The sequence below is a fragment of the Methanobrevibacter sp. genome, from assembly GCF_030539555.1.
Classification (GTDB): domain Archaea; phylum Methanobacteriota; class Methanobacteria; order Methanobacteriales; family Methanobacteriaceae; genus Methanocatella.
Map to the genome: position 1 here is coordinate 1 of NZ_JAUNXX010000098.1, position 3,068 is coordinate 3,068.

Genomic DNA, 3,068 nt, shown 5'->3' on the forward strand with positions numbered 1-3,068 from the left:
TGTTGTACATTTAAAGATTTTTTTTCAGTTTCATCAGTTGATGCTTTCATCTCACGTTTAATCCTAAACCGTTCCTGTAAAATTTTATCAATGACAGATGGAATGAAACCCTGAGGACTTTTCTTAAATTTCAGACCATGTTCAGGAGAAATATTATAATCTTCTTCATTTTCAACATCCCCTAAAACCATTACATCGGGAGATATGTTCTTGGATATGATAATGCTCGGATATAGACTTCTAAAATCGAACTGTACTAAATTCTCATGAAGTCCTGTTTCGGGTTCTTTAACGTAACCCCCCTCATTATCCTCTGCATTTGCCCTATCTGCAAAGTTGGATCCCTGTTTGTTTGGAACCACCTCATCATCAAAATAAGCCTGTTTTACTAAAAACCATTCTGCTTGCTGACCTGTTGCCATACGAGAAACATCAAATAAAGGTTGACCAATGATACGAGTAAGTTCCAAATTAAGAGGTAATGTTTGTTCTGCAATTTTTAAAGTAGATATTACATCATCAAGTGAATAATCAAAAAGGTTGTCCAATTCTTCGCCACCATTATCCCAGAACTCCCAGATTCTCTCTCCAGGAACATCAATTTTCTCTTCACCAAATAGCTCATAATAAACTCTTTCTAGAGTATATCTCTCAAGGGCCATGTATCTTCTCATAACCAGATACAAGTCTACATGGATTAATCCTTTAAGAGAAGCGGCATTAGCATAGCCCCTCCTAATATACCTAACATCAGAATCATCCATTCCAATGTTTAAATCAACCCCCAATATTTTTGCCCTATCTTTAAGATATGGGAAATCAAAATTATCTGAGTTGTAACCAACAATAATATCAACATTATTATCCTTGATAATTTTTACAAATTCTTCAATCATTTCTTTTTCAGATGAAACCTGATTTACAAAATCATCTCGAGTGTCTGAATTTGTTTTTGTAGAAATAACCTGATTTATTCCAAAATTGCTGGCCACACCAATCATAATTATCTCATCTTCTTCAGAATTAGGCATTCCATGAGGGTTTCTAACCTCTAAATCAAAACTTAAAATTCTAAAATTCTGAGGATATTCCTTAACACGTTTTAATTCATCAGTGAGTTTAATAATTTGAATGTCCTGCTTTTTAGAGTCTAAATTAAGAAATGAATCTAGTTCATCGCCTTTAACTGTAACTTCAGTCATTGGAATTACATCACGGTCCATTAGATATCTCCTATAAAATGGAATATCGAACTCTCTGATTTGGATTACACTTCCCAAATCTCTTAATTTATCCCTATTTTTAGCAAGTTCTTGGGGATGTTTAAATATAACTTTTATAAACTCTTTTTCTATTTGAAAATCTTTTTTTATAACTCTTTCAACAGATATTACATCCAAGTTATCTTTAATTTCATCCATACATTCCTCAATGTCATCAGAAACAACATATAGATAAGGTTCAAATGTATCATCCAATAAAATTATATTTTTATCATTATAATCTTTTGAAAACAAACGGATTACAGGTTTATCTTCATATGTAACATAGTCAATATCTAAAATAACAACATTCTTTTCCATTTTATTCCCCGTTAATGAGATATTCTTTTCTGTAACTATCTAAAACAGCATAAGTAATTCCTAAAATTAATGGACCTACAATAAAACCAACAATTCCGTAAACCAGAGGCCCTGCTAAAAATCCTATTAACAGAATCAATGGATGTATATCCGCATAATGGCTTGATAGGGCTGGTCTAATATACATGTCTATGGTACTTAAGAAAAATCCAAAGAACAGTACTATGATAGCTCGAACATAATTTCCTGATGCCACATCAATAAAGAATAATGCCCAATAAATTGGCCAAGGTCCAAAGACTGGAATCAATTGAAGAATACCAGTTAAAACACCTAAAAAAATACCGAATGGATAACCTAAAAGACTATAACCGATACATCCAAAAATACCTATGATTAAAGAAGTTAGAAAGTGTCCGTAAAATATACTCTTCAAAACATCTTCTATAGATTTGATAGTATTGTCAAAAAAATTTTTAGAATCATCTGGAACAAATGACCTGATAAAACTTAAACATTTATCACCATCTCTAATAAAGTAAAATACTGAACAAACTAAAATAAACAAATCCAAAGTAATATTTGTTAATTTACTAAGAAATTTAACACTATAACTTAAAATATAACTTCCAACATTATTGATCGAAGAACCTATATAGGAATTGATTGAATTTAAATCAATGCCCGATGGCAAATACATGGAAATTTGGGATACTGCACCACTTAAATCCGTATTATTATTAGCCATAACCCAACTTATGAATGTGGAAATTTCAAATACAATGTAGAAAACCAGCAATATTAATGGTATTAATACTACAACCATTGAAAGTAAAATAGAAGGCGAAGTAAATTTTAGTTTGGATTGAATTTTACAAGCCACAGGTCTGATTCCATAAGCCAAAATAGCCCCTAGAATAACCATATTTAAAACTGGAAATACAAACATCAAAGATATAAATACTAAAACAACTACCAAAAGTACTGGAGGATTTAAATAATCTTTAATGTTAATTCCCATTAATATCACCAATTAATATTTTACGCCAGAAGCATCCCTTCTATATTTGGCAAATTCAGTTATTTGATTAATTTTATCGTTTTCAAAAACAGGACCTTCCACACAAATTCTCCAACCTTCACTGTCAACACAACATTGTCCACATATTCCAAGAGCACATTTCATATATCTTTCAAGAGAATACTGTGCAGGTATGGAGGCATCTTCAAGGATATCGAATATTCCTTTCATCATTATCTCAGGTCCGCAAACAAATGCATAATCATAAGTTGAATTTTCAAGCAAATTCCTAAGACAGTCAGTAGCAAAACCCTTAAATCCAAAACTTCCATCATCCGTACAATAATGAACATTTGCAGCGAAATTTTCAAGATTTTCGCCGAATAATAATTCTTCCTTTGTTTGAGCAGCAACAATAACATCAACATTGTTTCCTTTTTTGACTAAATCCATAGATATGGCAT

At 31.5% G+C, this 3,068-nt stretch carries 2 protein-coding genes and 1 pseudogene; all 3 read right to left on the bottom strand.

The window, feature by feature from the left end; all coding sequences use genetic code 11:
* On the bottom strand, nucleotides 1–1,583 hold a 1,583-nt coding region (locus Q4Q55_RS09845), incomplete at its 3' end, for a DNA-directed DNA polymerase (RefSeq protein ID WP_303372633.1).
* Nucleotide 1,584: 1 nt separating this feature from the next.
* Nucleotides 1,585–2,604: an AI-2E family transporter gene (locus Q4Q55_RS09850; protein ID WP_303372634.1), complete on the bottom strand. Its 1,020-nt coding sequence runs from the start codon at nucleotides 2,602–2,604 to the stop codon at nucleotides 1,585–1,587.
* A gap of 12 nt (nucleotides 2,605–2,616) precedes the next feature.
* Nucleotides 2,617–3,068 (bottom strand): annotated as a pseudogene (locus Q4Q55_RS09855) (dihydroorotate dehydrogenase electron transfer subunit); the annotation flags it as partial.

Coding starts and splice junctions, on each gene's coding strand:
- Q4Q55_RS09850 (WP_303372634.1), bottom strand. CDS start 2,604: ATGGGAATTAACATTAAAGATTATTTAAATCCTCCAGTACTTTTGGTA.